At 40.7% G+C, this 18,635-nt stretch carries 20 protein-coding genes; 6 read left to right on the top strand and 14 right to left on the bottom strand.

What is annotated here, in order from left to right; genetic code table 11:
• Window positions 1-30 precede the first annotated feature (30 nt).
• Window positions 31-2,019: a molecular chaperone HtpG gene (gene htpG / locus V7K69_RS27630; protein ID WP_335040388.1), complete on the top strand. Its 1,989-nt coding sequence runs from the start codon at window positions 31-33 to the stop codon at window positions 2,017-2,019.
• A 199-nt stretch (window positions 2,020-2,218) separates the two neighbouring features.
• A complete protein-coding gene (gene rpmB, locus V7K69_RS27625) occupies window positions 2,219-2,455 on the top strand; it encodes a 50S ribosomal protein L28 (protein WP_114082227.1) in 237 nt (78 codons plus the stop codon).
• Between the two features lie 176 nt (window positions 2,456-2,631).
• Here rpmB and V7K69_RS27620 read toward each other — a convergent pair whose 3' ends face one another.
• The 5 genes from V7K69_RS27620 to V7K69_RS27595 all read right to left on the bottom strand — a co-directional run bounded on the left by V7K69_RS27620 (window position 2,632) and on the right by V7K69_RS27595 (window position 7,567).
• The gene (locus V7K69_RS27620; protein ID WP_335040480.1) at window positions 2,632-3,279 is read right to left on the bottom strand and encodes a Uma2 family endonuclease; all 648 of its coding nucleotides are present in this window, start codon (window positions 3,277-3,279) and stop codon (window positions 2,632-2,634) included.
• 852 nt (window positions 3,280-4,131) lie between these two features.
• Complete coding sequence (locus tag V7K69_RS27615; protein ID WP_335040386.1) at window positions 4,132-4,644, bottom strand: hypothetical protein; 513 nt, start codon at window positions 4,642-4,644, stop codon at window positions 4,132-4,134.
• Window positions 4,645-5,765: 1,121 nt separating this feature from the next.
• Window positions 5,766-6,059 (bottom strand): Asp-tRNA(Asn)/Glu-tRNA(Gln) amidotransferase subunit GatC, encoded by a 294-nt coding sequence (gatC, locus tag V7K69_RS27605; protein WP_335040384.1) that lies wholly within the window; start codon window positions 6,057-6,059, stop codon window positions 5,766-5,768.
• 104 nt (window positions 6,060-6,163) lie between these two features.
• The gene (locus V7K69_RS27600; protein ID WP_229488418.1) at window positions 6,164-6,685 is read right to left on the bottom strand and encodes a photosystem I assembly protein Ycf3; all 522 of its coding nucleotides are present in this window, start codon (window positions 6,683-6,685) and stop codon (window positions 6,164-6,166) included.
• Window positions 6,686-6,859: 174 nt separating this feature from the next.
• Entirely contained in the window at window positions 6,860-7,567 is a 708-nt protein-coding gene (locus V7K69_RS27595; protein WP_335040382.1) for an SOS response-associated peptidase, read from the bottom strand.
• A 198-nt stretch (window positions 7,568-7,765) separates the two neighbouring features.
• Between V7K69_RS27595 and V7K69_RS27590 the strand changes: the two genes are divergently transcribed.
• Complete coding sequence (locus V7K69_RS27590) at window positions 7,766-8,377, top strand: glutathione S-transferase family protein (RefSeq protein WP_335040380.1); 612 nt, start codon at window positions 7,766-7,768, stop codon at window positions 8,375-8,377.
• A gap of 101 nt (window positions 8,378-8,478) precedes the next feature.
• Here V7K69_RS27590 and V7K69_RS27585 read toward each other — a convergent pair whose 3' ends face one another.
• The 4 genes from V7K69_RS27585 to V7K69_RS27570 form a co-directional block, all read right to left on the bottom strand.
• Window positions 8,479-8,706, bottom strand: a complete 228-nt coding sequence (locus tag V7K69_RS27585; protein WP_335040377.1) for a DUF167 domain-containing protein — start codon at window positions 8,704-8,706, stop codon at window positions 8,479-8,481.
• Window positions 8,684-9,100, bottom strand: coding sequence for a ribosomal maturation YjgA family protein (locus V7K69_RS27580; RefSeq protein ID WP_335040375.1), 417 nt, complete (start codon window positions 9,098-9,100; stop codon window positions 8,684-8,686). Before V7K69_RS27580 ends, V7K69_RS27585 begins: the two co-directional genes overlap by 23 nt.
• Window positions 9,101-9,274: 174 nt before the next feature.
• The gene (locus V7K69_RS27575) at window positions 9,275-9,826 is read right to left on the bottom strand and encodes a DUF2231 domain-containing protein (RefSeq protein WP_335040372.1); all 552 of its coding nucleotides are present in this window, start codon (window positions 9,824-9,826) and stop codon (window positions 9,275-9,277) included.
• Window positions 9,827-9,851: 25 nt separating this feature from the next.
• Window positions 9,852-10,592: an LmeA family phospholipid-binding protein gene (locus V7K69_RS27570; RefSeq protein ID WP_335040369.1), complete on the bottom strand. Its 741-nt coding sequence runs from the start codon at window positions 10,590-10,592 to the stop codon at window positions 9,852-9,854.
• A gap of 805 nt (window positions 10,593-11,397) precedes the next feature.
• Between V7K69_RS27570 and V7K69_RS27565 the strand changes: the two genes are divergently transcribed.
• From V7K69_RS27565 to V7K69_RS27555, 3 genes are all read left to right on the top strand, one after another.
• On the top strand, window positions 11,398-11,934 hold the full coding sequence (locus V7K69_RS27565; RefSeq protein ID WP_335040366.1) for a hypothetical protein: 537 nt from the start codon (window positions 11,398-11,400) through the stop codon (window positions 11,932-11,934).
• A gap of 221 nt (window positions 11,935-12,155) precedes the next feature.
• A complete protein-coding gene (locus V7K69_RS27560) occupies window positions 12,156-12,992 on the top strand; it encodes a CheR family methyltransferase (protein ID WP_335040478.1) in 837 nt (278 codons plus the stop codon).
• Window positions 12,993-13,156: 164 nt separating this feature from the next.
• Window positions 13,157-13,936, top strand: a complete 780-nt coding sequence (locus tag V7K69_RS27555) for a hypothetical protein (protein WP_335040364.1) — start codon at window positions 13,157-13,159, stop codon at window positions 13,934-13,936.
• 145 nt (window positions 13,937-14,081) lie between these two features.
• Here V7K69_RS27555 and V7K69_RS27550 read toward each other — a convergent pair whose 3' ends face one another.
• The 5 genes from V7K69_RS27550 to V7K69_RS27530 all read right to left on the bottom strand — a co-directional run bounded on the left by V7K69_RS27550 (window position 14,082) and on the right by V7K69_RS27530 (window position 18,605).
• The gene (locus tag V7K69_RS27550; RefSeq protein WP_152589421.1) at window positions 14,082-14,684 is read right to left on the bottom strand and encodes a cytochrome c oxidase subunit 3; all 603 of its coding nucleotides are present in this window, start codon (window positions 14,682-14,684) and stop codon (window positions 14,082-14,084) included.
• 97 nt (window positions 14,685-14,781) lie between these two features.
• On the bottom strand, window positions 14,782-16,443 hold the full coding sequence (gene ctaD / locus V7K69_RS27545) for a cytochrome c oxidase subunit I (RefSeq protein WP_335040361.1): 1,662 nt from the start codon (window positions 16,441-16,443) through the stop codon (window positions 14,782-14,784).
• A 13-nt stretch (window positions 16,444-16,456) separates the two neighbouring features.
• Window positions 16,457-17,383: a cytochrome c oxidase subunit II gene (locus V7K69_RS27540; RefSeq protein ID WP_335040477.1), complete on the bottom strand. Its 927-nt coding sequence runs from the start codon at window positions 17,381-17,383 to the stop codon at window positions 16,457-16,459.
• 107 nt (window positions 17,384-17,490) lie between these two features.
• Entirely contained in the window at window positions 17,491-18,108 is a 618-nt protein-coding gene (locus tag V7K69_RS27535; protein WP_335040359.1) for a DUF2231 domain-containing protein, read from the bottom strand.
• Window positions 18,105-18,605, bottom strand: coding sequence for a DUF2231 domain-containing protein (locus V7K69_RS27530; protein ID WP_335040357.1), 501 nt, complete (start codon window positions 18,603-18,605; stop codon window positions 18,105-18,107). The genes V7K69_RS27535 and V7K69_RS27530 overlap by 4 nt, the downstream gene beginning before the upstream one ends.
• Window positions 18,606-18,635: the final 30 nt, after the last annotated feature.

Below are 18,635 nucleotides of genomic sequence, written 5' to 3'. Positions count from 1 at the left end.
TCAGATACTAACATCGAAAAATTACCAATTATGCTAGAACAAGGCACTATCAGTATTCATACTGATAATATTTTCCCCATCATTAAGAAGTCTCTTTACTCAGATCACCAAATTTTCTTGCGGGAACTCGTATCCAACGCTGTAGACGCTATTCAAAAGCTGAAAATGGTATCCCGCGCCGGCGATTACGCTGGAGATATCGGCGAACCGGAAATTGAAATCGCCATTGACAAAGATAACAAAACCCTATCCATTTCCGATAACGGTATCGGGATGACCGCAGATGAAGTTAAGAAATATATCAATCAGGTTGCCTTCTCTAGCGCTGAAGAATTTATTCATAAGTATGAAGGCAAATCAGATCAACCCATAATTGGGCACTTCGGTCTTGGTTTCTACTCTTCTTTCATGGTGGCGCAAAAGGTAGAAATTGATACCCTATCCTATCAAGAAGGAGCGCAGGCGGTTCACTGGACTTGCGATGGTTCTCCAGCTTTCACCCTAGAAGATTCGTCCCGCACAACTCGCGGTACTACTATTACCCTCAGCCTGGAAGGAGAAGAGGAGGAATTTCTAGAGTCTGCACGGATTAAGAATCTTGTCAAGACTTACTGCGATTTCTTGCCAGTACCAATAAAACTTGACGGTGAGGTAGTAAATAAGCAAAAAGCACCGTGGCGAGAGTCTCCGAGTAATCTGAGTCAAGAAGAGTATTTAGAATTTTATCGCTATCTGTATCCTTTTCAGGAAGAACCTCTGTTGTGGGTGCATTTAAATACAGACTATCCCTTTATCATCAACGGGATTCTGTATTTCCCCAAAATGAGGCCCGATGTAGATGTTACCAAAGGGCAGATTAAGCTATTTTGCAATCAAGTTTTTGTCAGTGACAACTGCGAAGAAATTATCCCGCAATTTTTGATGCCGATGCGGGGTGTGATTGATAGCACCGATATTCCCCTGAACGTATCACGTAGTGCCTTGCAAGGCGATCGCACCGTGAAGCGAATTGGTGACTACATTGCCAAAAAAGTAGGCGATCGCCTCAAAGAACTTTTCCGCGATAATCGTGAACAATACATCAGTGCTTGGAAAGACCTCGGAACCTTTGTAAAATTCGGCGTTCTCAACGACGATAAATTCAAAAAGCAAATCGAAGATATCATCGTCTTCCGCACCACCGCCAAGCTGACAGAAAAAGTTGCTGCTGAAACTCCAGTGGTTGAAGTCCAGTCTTCAGACGGCGATGCTTGGCAAGATGTGACTCCTTCACCCAGTGCTGATAAATCAACACCCACCGCTCCTTACACCACACTGAAAGAGTATCTAGAACGCAACAAAGAACGCAACGAAAACCGAGTCTTCTACAGCACCGATGAAACAACCCAAGCTACATACATAGAACTTCACAAAAATCAAGGTTTGGAAGTCCTGTTTATGGACTCCTTCATTGACACCCACTTTATCAACTTCCTAGAGCGGGAATATCAGGATGTCAAGTTTACGCGGGTAGACTCAGATTTAGATAATACTCTGCTGGAACAAGATAAAGATAAGGAAATTGTCGATCCTAAGACGAACAAAACCCGCAGTGAGACGATTAAAGAGTTATTTGAGAAATCGCTCAACAAACCTAAACTCAATATCCGTACCGAAGCGTTGAAATCAGATGATCCTCAAGGTACACCACCTGCGATCGTTCTTTTACCAGAGATTCTTCGCCGCCTGCGAGAAATGAACGCCATGATGCAGCAGGGAACAGCAGAGTTTCCCGAAGATCACATTTTGCTGGTGAATACTGCTCACCCGCTAATTCAAAATCTGGCAAATCTGAACCAAGGAAGTATTATCCAAGGTGACGGTCAATCGTCTACAGATCAGTTAGTGAACTTGATTTGCCAACACGTCTACGATTTAGCGCTGATGTCTCAGAAAGGATTTGACGCTGAAGGAATGAAATCTTTCGTCGAGCGATCGAATGAGGTACTCACCAAGCTGACGGAACAAGCTAGTAAGTAGTGCTGAGTTGGACATTGGGCATTGGGTATGGGAAAGAGGACTTGGGGACAAGGGGAAAAACTTATTGTTCTAACTTATGTCACCTTGTCCCCTTGTCCCCTTGTCCCCTTGTCTCCTTGTCTCCCCTGCTCCCCACTTCTGTTGTCTAAGACATAGAATGGAAAGGCTGTATTAAAATAACAATCTGGAGATACTTGCTATGTCTCGTCGCTGTGAACTAACTGGTAAGAAGGCAAATAATGCCTTTGCTGTTTCCCACTCCCACCGTCGCACAAAACGCCTTCAGCACGCCAATCTGCAAAGCAAGCGTGTTTGGTGGGCAGGCGGAAATCGCTGGGTAAAATTAAAGCTTTCCACCAAAGCAATTAAAACCCTAGAAGTTAAAGGGTTAGAAGCAATGGCGAAAGAAGCCGGTATTAACCTCAATCATTACTAAACTAAGTAATCTGGATTTGATAACCTGAGACTATGTACGGGAGACAGGATAAGCGGCTTTGCCGCTATTCATCCTGGTTCCCTACCAAAATAGAACTGAAATTAGACGGCTCATTACCCAAAATTAATTCTTAATTACGAATTACGTTAGCGTAGCGGGGCGTAGCCCATTACGAATTATCCCTGTTCTATCTGTTTTTGTACCCAAAGACGAAAAGCTTTGAATGTTGCATTTCTGCCTTCGGTTATAGTTAGCTCAAGATATTGATTAATCACTTCACCTAGTTTAAATTGAGGAAAATTTAGGCTTTGCTGAGATTCTACATAATGTCCATTTTGTAAAACATTAATTTGGAGCTTTCTTTTATTAAAACGCCAAAGCTCAGGTACTTTTAAAGCTTCATAAATATTAGGATGAGTGCGAGAAGTAATATCAACTTCTATAGCTAAATCTGGAGGGGGGTCTACTGTTAAATCTAGACGCTTCTTTCCACGAATCTTAGATTCATTTTTTATATAGAAACACTGGTCAGGTTCTATACCCTGAGCCATTACTTGGTTTTTGAAAGTTGTAGAACCAAGACTGATGAACTCAGTATTTAGCTCTTCCAGAAGCGCTTTGACTAAATCGCCAATAATTTCTTTATCATATTCATGTTCTGGCAGTGGTGCCATAATCTCCAGTATTCCCCTGTCATAAGCAATTCGTGCTACACGGTGTTCCCCTAAGTCCTCTAAAATTGTTTCCAATTCCTGCCAGGTTACATCTCGCAGTAACACTCTTTGTCCTGGTGGAACATGAATGCGCTTTAATTCCAACAACATCATCTCCACTCCCAGTAGCTTATATCTAAATTTAGTTTACTCTACTAATTCATTGCGACAATTTTTGCTTGTATCGAATTGTCGAATGCTTACACACAGCAGCTTGTTGTCGAATATCACTCCTCATAGAAGTGTCAGCAGAGGAGCATAGTTTAAAGAAAAAACCTCTGGGGACTCCAGAGGTTTTAGTTCCTGATTTAGTTTCTACTGGTTACTACAATTTGTCCTCAGTCATTTCCAGATAGAGAAAGAAATTATTTAATTTGAAAGGACTTAAGGGTAAGCATACTTTCTAGAAGTGTCTAAATATACTAAATAAGAGTCTCAAGCTGTTCTGGAGAGTGGAGATTTGCGATTAGGAAAGACTCAATCCCTATTACCCCTTATCCCCAGAGGGGACACCACCTTCCCCAATTCTCAGCATTGAGCCAAAACAAAAGCAAAGGAAACAACGGCCACTTTCCTAGCCCAAAGGTAAAAGTTGGGCATTGGTTGGGACGCTTGATTAAAAGGTATCCGTTCTTTGAACAACAAAGCGCCTCTGACTGTGGGGCATCTTGCCTGGTGATGATTAGTCGAAAGTTTTTAATGCTTCAGCTAAAGAAAACAGTTATTTGATTCAATCTCTCACCAAAACAGTGCTGAGTGCTGAGTAACGTTAGTGCTAAAGATGTTTTAATACAGGCTTAATATCATCATCATTTGTGGTGGCTTTAGCACTTTTCTGGTTGCAGCCAATCTCTTACGCAACGCAACCATGCCACTGTTCTAAGATAGGATTGCTATCAGTATTGATGTTAGGGGAAAGGTGACAGGTGATAGAGAATAATCTGTACCCAATCCCCTTAAATATCAGTGTTTAATTTCCAAATTAAGTATGTAGCATCCTAACTGGACTTTTTCTGCCCACAATTCGTATTCCAGACGCAAATGCTCTGGTAAAGGATGTCCGTTGAGAGTTAGGCTACTAGTAAAATTTCGTAACCGAATAGGGTCGTTAGGTTGCAACGACTCAGTTGGCAACCAATAGCGACTAATACCATAAACGCCCTGTTCCCAAAAGTGACGGTAACTCACTTGAGCGTTACCTTGCATAGTCATAATGACTCGATAAGGGGAAATCTCCAGCCACAAAATTCTAGGACTGTTAGGAGCGTAAGCTTTGCTCTTACTTTGGGGAAGCGTATCCTCTGGACTTACGACACTCTCGACTTCGCAGCTTATTAGAGGCGGTGCAGTTAGCAGCAAATGGAATCTATCAGTATCTTTTTGATACAATGTCGCAGCAGTTTCGACAACAGACCAGATTGGTAGGTCAGTGGAAACAAGTGATAAGCACACGGGTTTGCGGTGATGAGTCAGCATGGGAGCGATAAGGGCTAAAAGCTATTGAACAAAGTGAAATGAACACTCTAGCTGTCTAATAAATCAGGATAAGGAACTAAATAGTAAAACAGGCTTAATATTAATGAATCCGCTAATTTGTTATTAAGCTACATAAATCCGCATATAAACGGGTGTAATGTCAGCTTAGACAGCAAATGCGGTACTTTTATCTAAAGACAGCTAATTCGTAAGCAAAGCTTGTAAATATTCTAAGGCTATAGCCTTAAAAGAGTGAGAGTCGTTTTGGATGCTAAGAAACCTTCTTGAGGGAGACTTCCCGTAGCTTGAAGTAAGTTTCATACAGCAAAAGGTGATAGGATACTGGCAATAAGTCACCAGCAGTAAAAAACAAAGTCGCTGCTGAACTTTCGATGTATTCAAAAGCCAGTGTATCCTAATATCGGCTTCTGTTATAACCCAGAGACCGGACTTCAAAATGAATTATATATTTATTTTACAAAAACACCTTAAATATTTACTGAAAATATTTGGGTATAAATACTTAATTTAGCCTGGATTTGAGGTCAACTAACAACATTGTAGCCATAGCTAACTACTCGAAATTTATCTCGAATTTATGAGAAAAAATATTATTTAGTGAAAGTTAATATTCCTATACTTAAAGGTATTAATTTATCTATCAAAGACGGAGATGTAGCTATTATGGGTATTTAATTTCTTACATCGCTCAACGGCAATAGAATATATTATGTTGCCGATAGTTTATAATAATAGTCCTAAGCAAGAATGCCGCGATCGCACAGAAAAAGTACTGATAAGGCTGAGATCACCGCAACAGAACAAATCTTTAAACTACCCAAATCAACTTTCTGAAGGTCAATAAGCCTACTTTTAAGTTATAAAAGACGAGCTGACAGGTGCATTAGATAGCAAAATATCCCAAGAAGTGATGAATTTGCTATCAGAATTGAATGAGCAGTGAATGACTATTGTAATAGTATTACGAACAAAATATTGCAGATCAAACAAAACAAATTATTTATGTCCAGGATGGTTTAATTGTCTCTTGATTACCCAGATATAAAATAACTAATCTAGATTTTTTTGCAATTATTTTCTCTGTTCAACAGTCTTCTTACTTACTCATTGCTGTTAAGAATTTTTGGAACTTTGAAAAATTCGCCTTCTTGTTCAGGCGCACTGTTAAGAATACTTTCACGATTAGCATAGGGTTGCAATTCATCCTCTCGTGTGATATTGCTAACATCAATCGCCCGTGTTGTTGGGGGCACATTACTGACATCTAGCTCATCTAACTGTTGAATATAATCCAGAATACTTCCCAATTGGCTAGTAAATTGTTCCTCTTCTTCTGGAGTCAACTCTAAACGAGCCAGATTAGCGACTTTATGAACTTGTTCTTGGTCAATCATAAATTGTTATTTGTCATTGGTCATTGGTCATTGGTCATTTGTCATTTGTCATTTGTCATTGGTCATTAGTCCTTAGCAAGTGACAAAGAACTAATGACTAATGACTAAAAGAATACGTCAATCTGCGATCGCCCGGTGGTTTTCAACCAGTTTTGGGCTTCGATGTAGTTATTGGGAGCCATGCGAATAGCTCGAATCCAATAGTCTGCGGCTTGGTCAAAAAGTGCTTCGCCAGCCTCGTTATCTCCAGCTTCTTTTTCCTTTTCGCCTTGGTAGTGATAAATCACGGCGATATTGTTTAAGGCTTGCGGCATCCGTGGGTTTAACTCAATTGCCTGGTGATACAGTTCTAAAGCTTTGTTGTGGTCGCCGTTGCTAGCATAGATTAGCCCCATGTTGTAGAGAATATAACCGCGATCGTTGGTATCTTCCTCTAGTGTTAAAGCTTCTTCATAGTACTCCAATGCTTCAGCATATTCCCCTTCTGCTTGGGCCGACATGCCATCTCGATAATAAACAAACGCTTCTTTAGCTTTTTTGTTAGTCGGCAGGATCTTCAAGATGATATCTGCCATCACTGTAAAAGATTTGTCAACAAAATTATCGTTTTTTTGTGTTCTTGGCATATTTGTCTCTGGGTATTACTAGGTATGGGGCATTGGGTATGGGCATTGGGCATTAAGAAGAGACAAGGAAGAGGGGGGAGACTTGTTTGTTCAATAATTCCCCCTTGTCCCCCTGCTCCCTGCTCCCTGCTCCTTCATCTCCCTCATCTCCCAATCCCTTGGCACGCTCAATAGTTAATTTAACTGATTTATGGGGGCGTTCTCCTCACTGAATGGGATGATGCACTCTGGGCTGTTATGCCGAGAGTTGTTTACCAAGGTGCTAACGGGATACGCAATCATTGCTGGCGCTGGATAAGGACGCAATACTTGCTGTAGGGTTTGCGGCGTTTGGACTTGAGAATCTAGCCATAAATCGTAATCTTTTGGCTCTAGAATCACTGGCATCCGGTCGTGGATAGGTTGAAGTAATTCGTTTGCTGCTGTTGTCAAAATTGTACAAGAGATTATTTCTTCGTTCGCAGGCAATCGCCATTTCTCCCATAAACCGGCAAAGCCGAAAGGTTGCCCATCTTCAAGACGAAAATAAAACGGCTGCTTTTTACTTTTACCTTGTTGACGTTGCCACTCATAAAAGCCATCGGCTAACACTAAACAGCGACGATGTTTAAAAGCCGAACGAAAAGACGGTTTTTCGGCAACAGTTTCTGCCCTAGCATTAATCAGCTTTGCTCCTATTCCTGCATCTTTTGCCCATGAGGGAATTAATCCCCAATGCAACTGCTGAAATTCACGCTTTTTGCTTTCGGGGTTTTGTAATACAGTTGCTACCATTTGGGTAGGTGCGATATTAAAATCGGCTGCTAAATCTAGAACTGGTTCGACATGGAAAACTTGGGCTAAAGTTTCTGCTGACTGGTTTAGAGTAAATCTTCCACACATACTTTTATTCCCAACCACTAACTAAATTAAATATTTCAATGTAGAAATCAATAATATGTTTTTTATTTTTTCAGATAATTTTATTTATTACTCAAAAGCTAAATTTTAAGATAAATTATCCGGTTTTGGGAAAATATTTTGGTAAAATATTGTATTTTAAACCTCCACTTATCAACATATTGATAACTGCATTTTAGCATGGAACTACTGCGTTTGTACGATTTTTTACCTTCCGGTAATGGTTATAAGATACGTCTTTTATTCACACAACTAGGTATGCCTTTTGAAAGGGTAGAGCTTAATATTTTGAAAGGTGAGACTCGAACACCAGAATTTTTAAGTAGAAATCCTAACGGAAAGATACCTATTCTAGAAATTCAGCCAGGGCAATACTTAGCAGAATCAAATGCCATATTGGTATATCTGAGTGAAGGGACAGAATTTTTGCCTTATGACCGCTTTTTACGAGCGCAAGTGCTGCAATGGTTATTTTTTGAACAATATAGCCATGAACCTTTCATTGCTACATCAAGATTTTGGATTTCTATTTTAGGTAAAACTGAAGAATATAGTGAAGCTATCAAGGAAAAACGCGAACCAGGTTATGCAGCACTTAGCTTGATGGAAAAACATTTAACCTCCAACACTTTTTTTGTAGGAGAGCGTTACACCATTGCTGATATTGCCTTGTTTGCTTACACTCATGTAGCTGACGAAGGTGGGTTCGATTTAACACCATTTTCTGCTATTCAAGCTTGGATAGAAAGAGTCAAAGCTCAACCAAGATATATCAGCATTAAAGAAGTATAAAAAGTTGATTTTACAAAATCGTATCTCTCATTTATTGCTTCTCTTAGGGGTTATCTTGGCAAATAAGTAAAGTTTTTCAAGAAGACATTACTCACTGTCAACTAGGTATCTGTATCAATTCCTATTATCTTTTGCCGAGAGGATAAACCCGACTTGATTGTGATATCAGATTTGGCTACATCAAATTTTTTTGCTAGGAGTTTAATTAACTCTTCATTAGCCTTACCATCAACTGGAGGCGATTTTAAATATACAGTCAGACTACCATCAGGTTGTTCTTCAATTTTTTGCTGTTTTGAATTAGGTTTAACTTTGACTTTTTTTTGCATAATCCATTTTATATAATTGTCGCAGCCATAACCAACCTACAATACAACCCAATGCGTAATGAGGAAAATCCCACCATACAAAAGTAGTACCAAGTAATAATTTACCTATCAAGGTGGCACGAATTTCATTTAATAGTGGCGGATGCCAAAGTTGCAAGAATTCTAGTATACAGGTGATGAGAAAAACCCATATAGGAATTTGGATTATGGCCGCCCGACTTCTAAACAACCAAAAAGCAAATAGACACCAAAATATTTCATAAAGTATATCTCCTCCGTAGTCATTAAACCACTCATGACCAGGCCCACTGTAAAACTTAGACAAAAGACCCATCGGTACAACGATGAGCATAGAAATAATAATAAATATTGTTTGATTACGATATCTGAGCATTTTATGAAGGCTAAATACTAAGGAAAATTTTAGCCTCTACACTGCTCTTTCTTAAGAATTCCTAATTTTGTATTTTATTAATAATATTTACGCAAAACTACAGGTTGTAAAGGCAATTCATGAATTGCCCCTACCTGAAAATCTTTTTTTCGGCTATTGTTTGCGTAAGCCTTGTTATGGATATCTTCTGCTACCAGCACCCACTACGCCGATTTTGTGGCGATAGGAGAGTTCAGCACCGAACCAGCCGGAAGCGCTGGTGAGTGTACCAACAACGAGTGAGATTAACAGTCCCCAGGGTACGATTCGGGATTCAGCGTCGCCCCAACGTAGAAGGAAGTTGACGAGTGATAAAACTAGGATCGCAACGTTAAGTATCAAATGCACCCAACCGGCGGTGCGCTTGCGAACTCGTTCAATTTTCATAAAATCGCTTAGACCGATCGCAGCTGCAAGTAAACCTCCAGCTAATCCGAGTCCGATTAACCATAGCGAAGCCCTAGCCCAAAAGAAATCACCAGTTAACCAGTAGCCGATGTCACTTCCTAAAGCGGCAGCTAAAAAGGCGATGGGGAAGATCACACTCAGAGGATGTAGGGGATGTCCTGCGATCGCAACTGTGCTAGGTACGCCAGTATCAAGGTACTCACTGTCGTTACTTTCAATAACTGGTGGAATATTTGGGAAAGGTGTTGAACTTGTTTGCGTTGTGTCTGTACTTTCCATTATTTAATATCCTCAATTAATTAGTTTAAGCAGCAGGGATTTGTTCAATATAAGCTTCAGCTTGTAGGGTTAGCTTGCCTACTTCTGCTTTTAGTTGCCTAACTTGTAGATTTATTCCCTCTAAATCAAAATTACTCAAATTCAAAATCTCACTAGTTTCATCTATCAAAGCTTTTGTCAATTCTGGCGATATTTCTTCACTTTCGCCATACTCAACATTTTCTAGAGAAACTGTTTTTCCATTAGGGCTGATCTGAGGGATTGCAGAAAAAGCAACTTGGTGGTTTTCACCTGTTTCTACTAATTTTATACTGGCATTTAGTGCTATTTTTCCATCGCCAGGTAGTCGAAACTCTACATTTTGTGGTTCAATAGTCGTCAATTGCCCGTTAACATGGATTTTTTGACTTTGTAGCTGCGATCGCACATATTCTGAGTTAAAAGCGCGATTGATATCAGCTTCGGTTAACACAACCTGGGCATTAGCTTCAGTAGGTTGGGTAAGTTCGATTTTGCCAAAAGCCACACTCAGAGGGTTTATGGAAACGTCAGTCATTTGCATTTTTAATTCCTCCATACGGAGGTCTTTTTGCATAACTAAACCTTCGCCTTCAACCCTGACTGAATCTACCTGTCCCTGAACTAGTTTCAACGGGTCTGTTTTTATATTGACATCTAAGTTTTCGGCTTCATCTAATTGGCTAGATAAGCCTATCTCTGCGGCTTTATTTAGCGCCTGCTCTCCTAATCCAGAACTTTCTGGCATTATTAAATTAACTCCTATAAATAGCTAAATAGCATACCCTTGAATTAATTTAATAAATTAACAGCATATTCTTATCTATCTGGCGAGGTAATATAGATTTAAATATTATCTATCTAAAAGTAGAATAACTACATAATTTATAGTATTTTTAAACAATTTTAAATTTGAAAAATATTCATATTTAATTGGTCTAAGGTTTCCTCGTGTTTCTCATATTTTATTAAAATAGTGGTGAAAATAAGTACAAAATTTTCACCAATTAATATCGCTTTAGCTGGATATTGATTAATTAAAATATTTTGATAGCAAGCTAAGGTTTGCTGATTTTTACAATCAACCATCCTACTATTTAAATACCATTATTAATATCTTCTCCCATCTTGGCTTTGAATTTTGCCGAATTGTCATTTTCAGAAATAATTTCAATTATAAAATTAAGTGCTAAGTTAATAAATTTATCTTCTTGCTGATACAAACTATTCTGGAAAGCGTCATTTAGCAAAAAAAGCAGCGTCAAGCGAAGCAATCTGATTTGTCATAGCAAGCTTGATAGATATTCCCATTTTTAGGCTGAGATTCTCTCCTTTTTCCCTCTCCTGCTCTGCGTTCTCTGTGTCTCTGCGGTTTATTATAAAAAGAAGTCGATAAAAGATTCATAGGAACTAGACAAATAGCTTTTTTCCAGAGACGATATAGTGATATATCTCACAAACAACTTTTAGCTCTTACATTCTCTCTCTAGATAAAAAATCTTTCTCTCGGTAGATAGGTGTACTGACTTTATTATGGCTGCTATGTTACCAATATGACGATAGTAAGACAAAACGCCCTAAATACAACCGTAAATCCTTCAGTAAACACTCCAGAAACATTGGCAGAAAAGGTTATTGAAGCAGAGCGGATGCACGACGTTCTCCTTTTGCTGCAAAACTTAATTAATAGTGAAGAAGCCACTGTCAAACTAATTCTGGATTGTCTATATGATGTTGGTTCAGTCAATCTAATCAACCAAAAGCTTCGTATGAAGCCTTTAAACAGGGTAATGAAATTAATTGCCCGAATGTCCAAACCAGTTTTTAGAACTTTGGCTTTCAATTGGTTTAAGAAAAACTGTCCGCAACTGATTACTAATTGGCTACACACCCAGGTAACTTTTAAAAGTACTCAAAACATACCTCAAGAAGTAGCTGTTGAAGTTGCAGAACTTCAACCATATCCCTTACCACCGACAGAAAATCTTAGCCAAGAAATTAAAAATCTGCGTTCTCAGGTTAGATGGCTAGCTGGGATTTCAATAATAGCGATCGCTGTTTTAGCAGCGACAGCAATTAAGTTAAACTGAAACCCATAATTAGCACCGTTATCAAATTTAATATATCCAGCAAGCTATTTTAGGCGTAAGATACACTTGAGTTCTAAAAACTCTAGCAGCCTAGAATGTGAATAATTTTTGATCCATAAGGCGTTTTGGAAAACAGTTGTTTGATTAACTCCAAGCATCTTAACTCTTTGTATTGCCAGCATATTTAAATAGTTGGTTCAGCATATATGCTAATTCGTACTATGACTTTGCCCAAACCTACCTTGGAGGATATCGAAATACATCTTCTCTTGGAAGGGGTATATCAGTATTACGGCTATGACTTCCGCGATTATGCTCTTTCCTCACTCAAGCGTCGCATTCAGAGCTTTATGCAATTAGAGGGGCTAGCTAATATTTCTGCTTTGCAAGAGCGTTTACTCCACAACCGTGCTTATTTAGAAAGATTTTTGCTTACTTTGACGGTGAATGTAACATCAATGTTTCGAGATCCGAGCTTTTATAATACCTTCAGAAATCAAGTTGTCCCTTTCTTGCAAACCTATCCGTTTATTCGCATCTGGCACGCTGGATGTTCTACGGGTGAAGAAGTCTACTCAATGGCAATTCTACTACAAGAAGAAGGACTTTATCACCGTTGCCGGATATATGCAACTGATACTAATGAAAAGGTATTACAAAATGCTAGAAGTGGTATTTTTTCCCTCAAACTGATGCAGGAATATACTCATCTTTACCTGAAAGCAGGCGGCAAGAAGTCGTTTTCAGAATATTATACCGCAGCTTATGACAATGCTATTTTTCGCTCATCTCTCAGAGAAAATGTTGTGTTTGCCCAGCATAATTTAGCAACTGACAGTTCTTTTAATGAATTTAATGTTATTCTTTGTCGTAATGTCCTCATCTATTTCAATCAGGCACTTCAAAAGCGGGTACACCAACTATTTTATAATAGCCTCTGCACCTTTGGAATTTTGGGTTTAGGAAAACAAGAATCTATCAGATTCACATCTTATGAACAGCACTATGAAGAGATAGTCAAAAGTGAGAAGCTATATAAAAAAATAGCTGGTGCTTAAAATTCAAGCTGTTTGAACTACTGAAAATTTTGATTTCAAATTTTAGAAGAAAGTTGCAATTCTGTCAAAAGACAGTCTGTAAAACATTTTTAATTGTGTTTAGAAGATACACTTAGGCGTTGCTTAAGGTAAATTATACATTAAAGTCTTAAAGGAGATTGTCGATGCAGCTTCTCGAATGTCCTCCTGTTGCAGTCATTGCTGGAGAAAATGCGGTTCACGTTTCTCAATTACCTTCTACATGGCAAGAGATTGCTAGAGGAAACACGAGTGTCGGACTTTCCCATCCCCAAAGCTATGTTGAGATGGCGCAGTTGTTCCTATACAAATTACAGCATGGTGACGTTGACTTATTTAGCGATCGCCCCCAACTAGCTCACTTGATACCCTCATTCTCCCAGCTATTTGCACAATTGGCATGGGAAACCCTAGAGTTTTTTGGACAAGACTTTCTCAAAGACAGCTATCCAAACTTTGCAGAAATTCTCCGTGATGTGGAGTCAAAGGGGGCAGCTTATGCTGATGAAGTAAAAGTCGCTCGCATTGGGATAGATTTATTCAACGAGTTTGGTTATGAACTACCAGCGAGTTTCTATCATGTGCATCTAGCACCAATTTACCGCGATCATGTTTTTGAAGAACGCGCCTTAAGATTTGACCCCCGCGATATCGAACACAAACGTTCTTGGGATGCCATACTCCATGCAGGTAAGGTGTTTGCAATTCAGATGAAGGTGCAAAGTATTGCTTCTAAATACGGTTTTACTTATCAACACGGCTGCGGTTGCAACTCTCACCTATCTTCAATTGATGTATCTCGTGGGGCCTTTGAATATGAATTAAGTCCCGAAAAGCGTCAGCGATGGATTCGCAGTTTTATTTGGACTGCTTGGTATGAGTATGCCTTTTTTGCGATCGTGCCAAATACGAGTTATTTAGTCTAATACCAATTTGAAAAAATAATGCGACAAATAGACCATTTGTAGAGACGCGATTCATCGCGTCTTTGCCGAAGGATGTGTTGCAATCATTAATTGAATTAGTCTAAAGAAAAATAAGTAGAGGGAGTAATTACTCCCTCATTCTCATTTACTGCCAAACGTAGATGAGGATAAACAAAATAATCCAGATCACATCGACGAAGTGCCAAAACAGCGAAGTCGCATTCACGCCAAAGTGGCCCGTGTCGTAGTTGCCAGGGATGAAAGAACGTACCAAAATAATCGACTGCAACAGAATGCCGGTGAAAACGTGTAAACCGTGGAAACCTGTTAGCAGGTAAAACGTTCCGCCAAATACTCCTGTGGTGAAACCAAAATCGAGGCCGTTCCATTCAATCGCTTGCCCAACCAAAAAGTAAGTACCCATCGCCATTGTTGTCAAGAGAAACAGGCGAAATTTTACTAAGTCATGGCGTTGTAGGGCGCGTTCTGCTAAGTAAATCACAAAACTACTAGCGACAAGAATTATCGTGTTGATTGTCGGTTCTTTTACTTCTAGCCCAGAAACACCTGCTGGTAGCCAGTTAGGAGTTGTTGTTTTGTAGATGGCATATCCAGCGAAAAAACTCAAGAAAATGACGCTTTCTGAGAGGAGGAAGACAATGAAGCCAAACATCTTGTTGCCTTCTTCGTCGTGCGTATGTTCTGCGGCTGTGTGGTGCAATTCTTGGGAATCGATATAACTGTCCATTTTGCTGTTAGTTTGAGGGGAATTTGAAACACAAAGGTACGCAGAGGGAAGCGCAGAGGGACGCGGAGGGTTTTTGCGTCTTCCCGATAGTTTGCGTTTATTCTGGGAGGTTGGCTGTTAAGCGTTCTGATTTGCCGTAGCCGTAGGGTTCGGAGATGATGATGGGAGTTTCTTCAAAGTTTTCTACTGGGGGGGGTGAAGAAACTAACCACTCTAGTCCGATTGCTCTCCAAGGGTTAGCGGGTGCTTTCTCTCCTTGCATCCAAGAAATCACCATGTTGAATATGAAGGGCAAGGTGGACATTCCTAAGAGAAATCCGCCCAGGCTAGCGATGATATTCCAGAATTGATACTCTGGGGCATAGGAAGCAACTCGGCGTAACATCCCTTGCAATCCTAATGGGTGCATGGGCAAAAAGTTGAGGTTGGTGCCGATGAAGGCTAACCAGAAGTGGATTTTACCCCAGCTTTCGGAGTACATCCGCCCAGTCATTTTGGGGAACCAGTGGTAGATGGCAGCATACAAGCCCATCGTCACGGTGCCGTAGAGGACGTAGTGGAAGTGTCCCACCACAAAATATGTATTGTTAACGTGGACATCAACGGGCACTGAGGAAAGCATGATGCCTGTGATGCCGGCGAAGACAAACATGATTAATGCACCCAAGGCAAACAGCATGGGGGTATTTAGCCGCAGTTTACCGCCCCAAATAGTTGCTACCCAAGCAAATACTTTAATTCCTGTAGGGACAGATACAAACATCGTCGTCAGCATGAAAATCAACCGCATCCAGCCAGGTGTACCACTGACATACATGTGATGTACCCAAACAATGCCACTGACTACGGCAATCAAGATCGATGAAACGGCAACTACTTTGTAGCCAAATAAGGGTTTACGTGAATAAACTGGGAAGATTTCTGAGAAAATCCCGAAGATGGGCAAAATAATCACGTAAACGGCGGGGTGAGAGTAGAACCAGAAGTAATGCTCAAACATTACTGGATTACCACCCTTGGCGGGGTCGAAAAAGGCAGTTCCTGCTGTGAGGTCGAGTAGCAGCATCACTGCCCCTGCTGTTAATGCAGGTAGTCCGAATAGTTGGATAATCTGGGCGCTAAATACTGCCCAGACAAACAAGGGCATTTTGAAGAAGCCCATTCCTGGGGCCCGCATCTTCACGATTGTGGTGACAAAGTTTACTGCCCCCATAATTGAGGATACGCCGGATATTGCCACCGCTAAGAGCCAGAGAACTTGACCATTAATCAAGTTACCTGTGGGATTCTGGAGGCTGACTGGCGGGTAAGACCACCAACCGGCTTGGGCTGGGCCACCAGGGACAAAAAAGCTACCCATCATGATTATTCCGACTACTGGCACCATCCAAAAGGCGACGGCGTTGAGACGGGGGAATGCCATATCTCGCGCCCCAATCATCAGGGGTACTAAATAGTTAGCAAAACCAACCAGTGAGGGAAATGTCCACAAAAACAGCATCACAGTGCCGTGCATGGTGAACATACCGTTGTAAACGGTGCGATCGACTAAATCTGATTCGGGTGTCATCAGTTCTCCCCGAATCACCATTGCAAAGATACCGCCGACGAGAAAGAAGAAGAAGGAGGTAACAAGATACTGAATACCAATTACCTTGTGGTCGGTACTAAAGCTGAAGTATTCTTTCCAATTAGTTGGAGATTCGTGGTTATGCTTCTCATCAGGGAGAAGAATACCTTCAATAGGAACATTAGTCATGGTTACTTTCCTTTCAACCAGGTGAATTGACTAGAGGAGGTGCAGCAGGTGGAACTGTAACCCAACCAGTTTGGACTGATTGATTGGATGTTTGGGCATACTCAGAAGCTGCCTGATTTTTTGCAACGGATGGCTTTTGGGTTGCAGCTTGTGCTAGCCACTGCTGATAATCTTCAGGAGATTCGACAACCACATTTGCCTGCATCGTCGCAAAGTATGTACCGCTATATTGAGAATCGGTCAATCGGTACTTACCAAGGCGGATAGGAGTAAATTCAAAGTCGATCGCGTGGTTGGGTATAATATCCTGCTTGAGGCGAAATGCAGGGATATAGAAGCCGTGGAGAACATCTTGCGATCGCAGTGCTAAACGTATCCGGCGATCGCTAGGTAAATGCAATTCGGTACTGGTAATATCTCTTTCGGGATAATGAAAAACCCACGCCCACTGTTTAGCTAGTACGTCGATTTTTTCTACAGGTTCCGCTAAAGCGTTAGCTGGGGCATCTTTTGGTTCTGCATAAGCCGATTCCATTCCCAATGGATTATGCAGGTGAACTATTTCCGATGGGCCTTGAATCCCCATTTGTTCGTAAACTTGATAGCTGTAACCCGCAATCCACAACACTAACAGAATGGGAATTGCTGTCCAGACAACTTCTAAAGTGATATTTCCTTCAATTGGGGGGCCGTCGGTGAAGTCATCTTTGACTGCCCGATGGAAGATCACAGAATACATTAAAGTACTTGTTACTCCCAAGAAGATGAAGGAACCGAGGGTTACTAAGAAGCTAATCAAATCATCAATTAGTAGGGATTCGGCTGCTGCTTGGGGGGGAAGCCAGGAGTAAGCCTGCTGACCGATCCAGAGACTCGTAATAGTCACTGCGATCGCGCCTGTAAGCAGCGTCAAAATATTTAAAATCTTCTGGATTTTCATGGTCATTAGTCATTAGTCATTGGTCATTAGTCATTAGTCATTGGTCATTAGTCATTAGTCATTGGTTAGTAACTTTAAACAAATCACAAAGGACAATTGACAAATGACTATTTGAGTATTGTGTTGAGGTCTTGGTGCGATCGCAGCAAATTATCTGCTGTATTGTGTACGCCAAACTCGGCAGCCATTTGCGCTCCTAGTGTCCCGTGGACGTACAGAATGAACATGATTGCTATGCCTGCCAACAGATAGATCCATTGCACTTCTCTATCTGTCTGCTTGTATTCTTGTTTGGACCAAACGAAGCGCTGCCATCCTCTCCAGATGGTCAAGACAACAATCAGCGCTAATAAGAAGACACCACCTACACCATGCCAAAGCATAGTTTCCATTGCCTGCAATCCCCAGGCACTTTTCATATCAGCTGCTGGTGTTGCCAACAGCATTTCATAAAAGCCTGCTGCCACTGTGAAAAATGTGATGATGCTGGCAGCTAGCATGTTGTACCAGCCAACATCAAATAAGTTCTGACGTTCCACAGTAATTGCTAAAAATTTGAAGACCCATTTTTCAAAGGGGAACAGAACACCGACAATATCAAAGGTCATTCCAATGATGAACAAACCGATTGTCAGATGGACTAAGTTGGGATGAATGGGAATTGTGTAAGGTAATCCGTTTGCGCCTAAAGAGCCGCTCAATTGATCAATTAATTCTGAGTTCATCGCAACAGACCATCCTTTACTGCTTCCACAACTGGCACTGTATGCAATCCATACACCCAAACAAGTTGATCTCCGAGATATACTTGCAAGCCAACTATTAAAGTTAAAACTAGTGCGGCTCCCAAATAATAAATTGATACTTTTTGCGGATTGCGGGCACGAATTACATAGCGCCAAGCTGTAATTGCCGTGATGATTCCCGAAAGCGACCAACCAACCAGCGTATGCAAATTTAGTACCGATTTAGCTAGGCTGTAAGGCTGTGCTAAACCCGCTTCAAACTGACCAAAAATAATCGCCACGAAGATGGCGATCGTGGCAACTAACATATTCCACCAACTCACCTCAAAAAGACTGGATTTACCAGTAAAATAGCCAACTACGTCACAGAAAAAGGAAAACAATACCATCGCAATTACGAAGTGGACAACGATGGGATGAATCGTATCTGGATAGGGCAAATTGTGGTCGTTCAAAGATGTAAAATACTCAAGCATTGTCTTCTCCTGGACATATCTACCGCACTG

Source organism: Nostoc sp. (genome assembly GCF_036917775.1).
In the GTDB taxonomy this organism is placed as follows: domain Bacteria; phylum Cyanobacteriota; class Cyanobacteriia; order Cyanobacteriales; family Nostocaceae; genus Nostoc.
This window is presented reverse-complemented; position numbering and strand designations above follow the sequence as displayed.

Excerpts from the sequence above, each read along its gene's own strand:
- V7K69_RS27565 (WP_335040366.1), top strand. The coding sequence starts at position 11,398 with ATGACGATAGTAAGACAAAACGCCCTAAATACAACCGTAAATCCTTCA.
- V7K69_RS27570 (WP_335040369.1), bottom strand. The coding sequence starts at position 10,592 with ATGCCAGAAAGTTCTGGATTAGGAGAGCAGGCGCTAAATAAAGCCGCA.
- V7K69_RS27620 (WP_335040480.1), bottom strand. The coding sequence starts at position 3,279 with ATGTTGTTGGAATTAAAGCGCATTCATGTTCCACCAGGACAAAGAGTG.
- htpG (WP_335040388.1), top strand. The coding sequence starts at position 31 with ATGCTAGAACAAGGCACTATCAGTATTCATACTGATAATATTTTCCCC.
- gatC (WP_335040384.1), bottom strand. The coding sequence starts at position 6,059 with ATGATTGACCAAGAACAAGTTCATAAAGTCGCTAATCTGGCTCGTTTA.
- V7K69_RS27560 (WP_335040478.1), top strand. The coding sequence starts at position 12,156 with ATGACTTTGCCCAAACCTACCTTGGAGGATATCGAAATACATCTTCTC.
- rpmB (WP_114082227.1), top strand. The coding sequence starts at position 2,219 with ATGTCTCGTCGCTGTGAACTAACTGGTAAGAAGGCAAATAATGCCTTT.
- V7K69_RS27580 (WP_335040375.1), bottom strand. The coding sequence starts at position 9,100 with ATGCTCAGATATCGTAATCAAACAATATTTATTATTATTTCTATGCTC.
- ctaD (WP_335040361.1), bottom strand. The coding sequence starts at position 16,443 with ATGACTAATGTTCCTATTGAAGGTATTCTTCTCCCTGATGAGAAGCAT.
- V7K69_RS27575 (WP_335040372.1), bottom strand. The coding sequence starts at position 9,826 with ATGGAAAGTACAGACACAACGCAAACAAGTTCAACACCTTTCCCAAAT.
- V7K69_RS27550 (WP_152589421.1), bottom strand. The coding sequence starts at position 14,684 with ATGGACAGTTATATCGATTCCCAAGAATTGCACCACACAGCCGCAGAA.
- V7K69_RS27590 (WP_335040380.1), top strand. The coding sequence starts at position 7,766 with ATGGAACTACTGCGTTTGTACGATTTTTTACCTTCCGGTAATGGTTAT.
- V7K69_RS27615 (WP_335040386.1), bottom strand. The coding sequence starts at position 4,644 with ATGCTGACTCATCACCGCAAACCCGTGTGCTTATCACTTGTTTCCACT.
- V7K69_RS27555 (WP_335040364.1), top strand. The coding sequence starts at position 13,157 with ATGCAGCTTCTCGAATGTCCTCCTGTTGCAGTCATTGCTGGAGAAAAT.
- V7K69_RS27595 (WP_335040382.1), bottom strand. The coding sequence starts at position 7,567 with ATGTGTGGAAGATTTACTCTAAACCAGTCAGCAGAAACTTTAGCCCAA.
- V7K69_RS27585 (WP_335040377.1), bottom strand. The coding sequence starts at position 8,706 with ATGCAAAAAAAAGTCAAAGTTAAACCTAATTCAAAACAGCAAAAAATT.
- V7K69_RS27535 (WP_335040359.1), bottom strand. The coding sequence starts at position 18,108 with ATGAACTCAGAATTAATTGATCAATTGAGCGGCTCTTTAGGCGCAAAC.
- V7K69_RS27530 (WP_335040357.1), bottom strand. The coding sequence starts at position 18,605 with ATGCTTGAGTATTTTACATCTTTGAACGACCACAATTTGCCCTATCCA.
- V7K69_RS27600 (WP_229488418.1), bottom strand. The coding sequence starts at position 6,685 with ATGCCAAGAACACAAAAAAACGATAATTTTGTTGACAAATCTTTTACA.
- V7K69_RS27540 (WP_335040477.1), bottom strand. The coding sequence starts at position 17,383 with ATGAAAATCCAGAAGATTTTAAATATTTTGACGCTGCTTACAGGCGCG.